The organism is Phenylobacterium sp. (genome assembly GCF_030645195.1).
Lineage (GTDB): Bacteria > Pseudomonadota > Alphaproteobacteria > Caulobacterales > Caulobacteraceae > Phenylobacterium.
On record NZ_JAUSLW010000153.1, the window covers coordinates 1 to 6,553 of the forward strand.

A 6,553-nucleotide genomic window follows, 5' to 3' on the forward strand; every position below is an offset into this window, starting at 1 on the left:
AAACACAAGGAAGCGCCGGTGCACGTCTCGAACGTCGCCATCGTCGATTCCAACGGCAAACCCACCCGCGTCGGCTTCCGCATGGACGGCGACAAGAAGGTGCGTTTTGCCAAGACCACGGGCGAGGCGATCAATGGCTGATCAAGCTTACGAACCCCGGATGAAAACCATTTATCGTGAGCGCATCCGCGCCACGATGAAGGAACAGTTCGGCTATTCCAACGAGATGCAGGTCCCCAAACTGGACAAGATCGTCCTGAACATGGGCATCGGCGAAGCCGTGGCGGACTCCAAGAAGGCCGCCGCCGCGATGAAGGACCTGGCCGCGATCGCCGGCCAGAAGCCGGTCGCGACCAAGGCCCGCCTCTCGGTGGCCCAGTTCAAGATCCGTGAGGGCATGACGATCGGCGCGAAGGTCACCCTGCGCGCGGACCGGATGTATGAGTTCCTCGATCGTCTGATCACCATCGCTTTGCCGCGGGTGAAGGACTTCCGGGGCCTGAAGCCGACCTCGTTCGACGGTCGTGGCAACTACGCCATGGGTCTGAAGGAACACATCGTGTTCCCGGAGATCAACTACGACCAGATCGACCAAATGTGGGGCATGGACATCATCGTCGCCACGACAGCGAAGACCGATGACGAAGCGCGCGCGCTTCTCAAGGAATTCCAATTCCCGTTCGTTCAAGCGTAACCGGCGGGAAGGAAAGAACAGATGGCTAAGAAAAGCGCCGTAAACCGCAACGAGATGGTCAAGAAGCTCGTCAAGCAATACGCCAGCAAGCGCGATGCGCTGAAGGCGGTTGCGAACAACGAGAGCCTGCCCCTCGAAGAACGCTTCGAGGCTCGCCTCAAGCTTGCAGAGCTGCCGCGTAACTCGTCCAAGACCCGCATCCGCAATCGATGCGAAGTCACCGGGCGCCCGCGGGCCTATTACCGCAAGCTCCGTATGAGCCGGATCGCCCTGCGCGATCTGGGATCGAGTGGCCAGATTCCTGGCCTCGTGAAGTCGAGCTGGTGAGGAGGGTCTCATGGTGAACGACCCCGTTGGCGATATGATCGCCCGCATCAAGAACGCCGCCACGCGCGGCCGTGCGAAAGTCATGTGCCCGGCCTCGAAGATGCGCGCGCGCGTCCTCGACGTCCTGGCCGACGAAGGCTACATCCGCGGCTACCACCTGGTGCAGCAGCCCGGCGCCTTCCCGGAATTCGAAATCGAGCTGAAGTACTTCGACGGCCAGCCGGTCATCGTGGAAATCCGCCGGATCTCGAAGCCTGGCCGTCGCGTCTATTCGTCGATCTCTGATCTGAAGCCCGTGAAGAACGGTCTTGGGATCTCGATCCTGTCGACGCCGAAGGGCGTCATGTCCGACACGGCCGCGCGCGACGCGAACGTGGGCGGCGAAGTCCTCTGCAGGGTCTACTAGAATGTCCCGTATCGGAAAGAAGGCGGTCGCCGTACCCTCCGGGGTCACGGTCACCATCTCCGGTCAGACCATCGAGGTGAAGGGGCCCAAGGGCCAACTCTCCTGGACCCTGCCCGAAGAGATCGTGGTCAAGCACGAGGGCGCCGAGCTCAACCTGACCAAGTCGGTCGAGAACACCCGGGCGCAAGCCATGTGGGGCCTCTCGCGCACCCTGGTCAGCAACATGGTCGTGGGCGTCACCACCGGCTTCGAGAAGACTCTCGAACTGGTCGGCGTCGGCTACCGGGCCGCGATGAAGGGCGACGCCCTCTCGATGCAGCTCGGCTTCAGCCACGACGTGGATGTGCCCGCGCCCAGCGGGATCACCTTCGCGGTGCCCAAGCAAACCGAAATCAAGATCAGCGGCATCGACAAGCAGGTCGTTGGCGAGATCGCCTCGCAGATCCGCCGGCTCCGGCCCCCCGAGCCCTACAAGGGCAAGGGCGTCCGCTATGCGGGCGAAGTGGTCCGTCGCAAGGAAGGCAAGAAGAAGTAGGTCATGGCTCTTACTCCTCGTGACACCGCCAAGCGCCGCGCCGAGCGCACGCGCATCCGCCTGCGGTCGCTGGCCAACGGGCGTCCGCGCCTGTCGGTCTTCCGCTCGTCCAAGAACATCTACGCCCAGATCATTGATGATGCTCGCGGCGTGACCCTGGCCGCCGCGTCCTCGCTGGAAGGCGACGACAAGACGGCCAAGGGCTCGGACAAGGACGCCGCCGCCCGCGTCGGCGCCCTGGTCGCCCAGCGCGCCATCGAAAAGGGCGTCAAGGACGTCGTCTTCGATCGCGGCGGCTACATTTATCACGGCCGGGTCAAGGCCCTCGCCGACGCCGCGCGCGAAGCCGGCCTGAACTTCTAGGGGTACGCAGATGGCTCGTGGAAACTCACAAGGCGGCGGCGGCGACAATCGCCGCGATCGCAACCGCGGCAACCCCGCTGAAGAACGCGCCGATTCCGACATCGTCGAGAAGCTGGTGCACATCAACCGCGTCGCCGCCACCGTGAAGGGGGGCCGTCGTTTCTCGTTCGCCGCCCTCATGATCGTCGGCGACCAGAAGGGCCGCGTCGGCTTTGGGCATGGCAAGGCGCGTGAAGTGCCCGAAGCCATCCGCAAGGCCACCGAGGAAGCCAAGAAGACGATGATCCGCGTGCCGCTCCGCGAGAGCCGCACCCTGCACCACGACGGCAATGGCCGTTGGGGCGCCGGCAAGGTCATGGTCCGCTCGGCCCCTCCGGGCACCGGCGTCATCGCCGGCGGTCCGATGCGCGCGGTTCTCGAAACCCTGGGCGTCCAGGACGTCGTGGGCAAGTCGGTCGGTTCGTCCAACCCCTACAACATGGTGCGCGCGACCTTCGAGGCGCTGAAGGCTCAGTCTTCGCCCCGCCAGGTCGCCGCCAAGCGCGGCAAGAAGGTCGCTGACGTGATCGGCCGCCGCGCCGACGGCGCCAGCGCCGCCGCCGACGGAGAATAATCCATGGCTACTGTCACCGTTCGTCAGACCGGCAGCCCGCTCCGCCGCACCAAGGACCAGCGCGCGACTCTCGTGGGCCTGGGCCTCAACAAGATGGGCCGTGTCTCCACCCTGGAGGACACCCCTTCGGTGCGCGGCATGATCGCCAAGGTCGCCCACATGCTTGAAGTGGTCGAGACCAAGGCCTAAGGGCCTGCACACGACTTCGAGGGGCGGCGCTTGCGCCGCCCTTCTGACATTTCCATCAGCCGAGTCGGGCGCCAGCCCGGCGATTGATCTCCAAGGAGAGGCGTCACATGACCAAGCTCAATGAACTGAAGCCGCGCGAAGGCTCCACCAAGAACCGCATGCGCGTCGGGCGCGGCGAGGGTTCCGGCAAGGGCAAGACCGGCGGCCGCGGCGTCAAGGGCCAGAAGGCGCGCTCCGGCGTCGCCATCGCCGGCTTCGAAGGCGGCCAGATGCCGCTGCACATGCGCATGCCCAAGCGCGGGTTCAACAATCCCAACGCGCTGAAGTTCGCCGAGGTGAACTTCTGGCGTCTCGAGCAGGCGATCGCCGCTGGCAAGCTCGATGCCGGCAAGCCCATCGACGCCAAGGTCCTGGTGGCCTCCGGCATCGTGCGCCGCGAACTGGACGGCGTGCGCCTGCTGGGCAAGGGCGTCCTGAACTCCAAGATCGACATCACCGTCCATTCGGCCTCGGCCGCGGCCAAGGCCGCTGTCGAGAAGGCCGGCGGCAAGGTCACCACGACCGCCCCCGTCGCCGCCGAATCGGCCGAAGCCTAAGCTTTCCCTCCCCTTCATGGGGAGGGTGGATGGCGCGGAGCGCCAGACGGGTGGGGAGGTTGCGAAACTCCCCCACCCCGATCGCTTCGCGATCTTCCCCTCCCCATAAAGGGGAGGGAGCCTAGGCGAGATGACACCGCCGGTCGGACGCCCTATGTACGACCGGTCTTAAAGCTTCGGGGTACCCTATGGCTTCGGCCGCCGAACAGCTCGCCGCCAATATGAACTTCGGCGCCTTCGCCAAGGCGACCGAGCTTCACAAGCGTATCACCTTCACCATCCTGGCGATGGTGGTCTACCGGCTGGGGACCTACATCCCGATACCGGGCATCGACATCAACGCCTTCGCCAGCGCGTTCCAGGGCCAGTCCCAGGGCATCCTGGGCATGTTCAACATGTTCTCGGGCGGCGCCGTCGAGCGGATGGCGATCTTCGCCCTCAATGTCGGCCCCTACATCTCGGCCTCCATCATCGTGCAGCTCTTGGGGACGGTCTATCCGCCCTGGGAGAAGCTGCGGAAGGAAGGCGGGGAGGCGGGCCGCAAGACCCTGAACCAGTACACCCGGTACCTGACCGTGGTCCTGGCGCTCCTTCAATCCTTCGGGATCGCCATCGGGCTGCAGAACAGCCAGGGCCTGGTGAACAATCCCGGCGTCTTCTTCCTGGTCTCCACGGTCGTGACGCTCACCGGCGGCACGCTGTTCCTGATGTGGCTGGGCGAGCAGATCACCAGCCGCGGGGTCGGCAACGGCGTCTCGCTGATCATCTTCGCCGGCATCGTCGCGGTCCTGCCGCGCGGCATCTTCCAGATGTTCTCCATGACCCGGACCGGCGCCCTGCCGCCGATCGCCCTGTTCCTGATCACCGCCCTGGCCATCGGCGTGGTGCTGGTCATCGTCTTCATGGAACGCTCCCAGCGGCGTCTGCTGGTGCAGTATCCCAAGCGTCAGCAGGGCAACCGCATGTTCGGCGGCGACACCTCGTTCCTGCCGCTGAAGATCAACACCTCGGGCGTGATCCCGCCGATCTTCGCCTCGTCCCTGCTGCTGCTGCCGGCCACGGCCATGAGCTTCCTGGCCAATGCCGACCTGCCGGCCTGGCTGCAATGGATGCCCACCGTGGTGGGGGAGCTCCAGCACGGCCGGCCGGCCTTCATGGTGCTGTACGGCGCCCTGATCGGGTTCTTCTGCTTCTTCTACACCTCGGTCGTCTTCAATCCGGAGGACACCGCCGAGAACCTGCGCAAGTACGGCGGCTTCCTGCCCGGCATCCGGCCCGGCAAGCGCACGGCGGAGTATCTGGACTTCGTCCTGACCCGCCTGACCGTCGTCGGCGCGGCCTATATCACCCTGGTCTGCCTGTTGCCCGAGGCGCTGATCGCCTTCTACAACGCGCCCTTCTATCTGGGCGGCACCTCGATCCTCATCGTGGTGAGCGTGACCATGGACACCGTGACCCAGATCCAGTCGCATCTTCTGGCCCACCAATATGAGGGCCTGATCAAGAAATCGAAGCTGCGCGGAGGACGCGGGCGCTAAAGCCTGCGCCACCGAATTTGACGCCGGTCATGGGGATGGCCGGCGGGGAGGGGACATTTAAGTCATGAATTTGATTCTGTTCGGACCGCCGGCCGCCGGCAAGGGCACCCAGGCCAAGCGGCTGGTGGATGGCCGAAACATGGTCCAGCTGTCCACCGGCGACATGCTGCGCGCCGCCATCGCCTCGGGCTCGGAGCTCGGTAAGAAGGTGGCGGGCGTCATGGAGCGCGGGGAGCTGGTGACCGACGAGATCGTCATCGCGCTGATCGAGGAACGGCTGCCGGAGACCGAGGCCGCCGGCGGCGCCATCTTCGACGGCTTCCCCCGGACGCTCGCCCAGGCCAAGGCCCTGGATGAGATGCTGGCCAAGCGCGGCAAGAAGATCGACATGGTGGTCCGCCTGAAGGTGGACGACGCGGCCCTGACCCTGCGCATCGCCGGCCGCTTCGCCGAATCCGGCCGCCCCGACGACAACCCGGAAAGCTTCAAGGTCCGGCTGGCGGCCTACAACGACAACACCGCGCCCCTGCTGCCCTATTACGAGGGCCAGAAGAAGCTGGCGCAGGTCGACGGCATGGGCTCCATCGACACCGTCGCCGCCGCCATCGACAAGGCCCTGGACGCCCCGCGCTAGGGGCGCGCCGTCAGGCCCACCCTCTTCCGTCATCCTCGGGCTCGTCCCGAGGATCCATAAACGCCGCCTCGCCAGCCTTGGCATGGGCGGCGTTGTGCGTTCTGGTCCTGCGCCTCCGAGATCATGGATCCTCGGGACAAGCCCGAGGATGACGATTGATGTGAAGGGAGGGGCAGAGCGAATCTTCCGCATTTCCCGTCAGAATCGATTCGAAACCCCGCTTTCGCCGGTCGATCGCCGCGCGCCGACTTGTTTTCGTCGCGAATATCGATGGATCATCGAGTCATTCCCCCGTCCAGGCCGCGGGGGAGGGTCGCGCGTGCCTGCAAGACCCCAAAGAAGGTCATTTTCCGGCGCTTCCGGCATTGACGGAAACGCAACTGTCCCTATAACGGGCCGCTTCCGCGAAACGCGCGAGGGACGTGCCGGCCTCCCAACTTGGGCCGGGGCGTTGTTCGCGCTTCTCTGCGTGACCAGGAGAATACCCCAAGTGGCCCGCATCGCCGGCGTAAACATTCCGACTAACAAGCGCGTCGTCATCGCGCTTCAGTACATCCATGGCATCGGCCAGGCGAAAGCCGCCGAGATCGTCCAGAAGGTTGGCATCGAAGACGCTCGTCGCGTCAACCAGCTGACGGACGCCGAGGTGCTGCAGATC

The 6,553-nt window shown here is 65.2% G+C and carries 11 protein-coding genes and 1 pseudogene; all 12 read left to right on the top strand.

Translation table 11 applies throughout. From position 1 onward, the window contains the following. A pseudogene (locus Q7T09_RS12760) lies at nt 1-141 on the top strand (50S ribosomal protein L24); the annotation flags it as partial. Next, complete coding sequence (gene rplE, locus Q7T09_RS12765; protein ID WP_304700152.1) at nt 134-694, top strand: 50S ribosomal protein L5; 561 nt, start codon at nt 134-136, stop codon at nt 692-694. The pseudogene Q7T09_RS12760 and the gene rplE, both read left to right, overlap by 8 nt. A 21-nt stretch (nt 695-715) precedes the next feature. Beyond that, nucleotides 716-1,021, top strand: a complete 306-nt coding sequence (rpsN, locus tag Q7T09_RS12770) for a 30S ribosomal protein S14 (protein ID WP_304700154.1) — start codon at nt 716-718, stop codon at nt 1,019-1,021. A gap of 10 nt (nt 1,022-1,031) precedes the next feature. Next, a complete protein-coding gene (gene rpsH, locus Q7T09_RS12775; RefSeq protein WP_304700156.1) occupies nt 1,032-1,427 on the top strand; it encodes a 30S ribosomal protein S8 in 396 nt (131 codons plus the stop codon). A 1-nt stretch (nt 1,428) separates the two neighbouring features. Continuing rightward, nucleotides 1,429-1,962, top strand: a complete 534-nt coding sequence (gene rplF, locus Q7T09_RS12780) for a 50S ribosomal protein L6 (protein WP_304700159.1) — start codon at nt 1,429-1,431, stop codon at nt 1,960-1,962. A 3-nt stretch (nt 1,963-1,965) separates the two neighbouring features. Further along, complete coding sequence (gene rplR, locus Q7T09_RS12785) at nt 1,966-2,325, top strand: 50S ribosomal protein L18 (protein ID WP_304700162.1); 360 nt, start codon at nt 1,966-1,968, stop codon at nt 2,323-2,325. A 10-nt stretch (nt 2,326-2,335) separates the two neighbouring features. Beyond that, nucleotides 2,336-2,938, top strand: coding sequence for a 30S ribosomal protein S5 (gene rpsE, locus Q7T09_RS12790; RefSeq protein ID WP_304700164.1), 603 nt, complete (start codon nt 2,336-2,338; stop codon nt 2,936-2,938). 3 nt (nt 2,939-2,941) lie between these two features. Continuing rightward, complete coding sequence (gene rpmD / locus Q7T09_RS12795) at nt 2,942-3,127, top strand: 50S ribosomal protein L30 (protein WP_215340952.1); 186 nt, start codon at nt 2,942-2,944, stop codon at nt 3,125-3,127. A gap of 107 nt (nt 3,128-3,234) precedes the next feature. After that, a complete protein-coding gene (rplO, locus tag Q7T09_RS12800) occupies nt 3,235-3,723 on the top strand; it encodes a 50S ribosomal protein L15 (protein WP_304700167.1) in 489 nt (162 codons plus the stop codon). 188 nt (nt 3,724-3,911) lie between these two features. Further along, nucleotides 3,912-5,261, top strand: coding sequence for a preprotein translocase subunit SecY (secY, locus tag Q7T09_RS12805; RefSeq protein ID WP_304700169.1), 1,350 nt, complete (start codon nt 3,912-3,914; stop codon nt 5,259-5,261). A gap of 64 nt (nt 5,262-5,325) precedes the next feature. Continuing rightward, nucleotides 5,326-5,895 carry an adenylate kinase gene (locus Q7T09_RS12810; RefSeq protein ID WP_304700170.1) on the top strand — a complete coding sequence of 190 codons (570 nt, stop codon included), beginning with the start codon at nt 5,326-5,328 and terminating at the stop codon, nt 5,893-5,895. Between the two features lie 490 nt (nt 5,896-6,385). Continuing rightward, nucleotides 6,386-6,553: 30S ribosomal protein S13 (rpsM, locus tag Q7T09_RS12815; RefSeq protein ID WP_304700171.1), on the top strand; the 168-nt coding region annotated here is incomplete at its 3' end.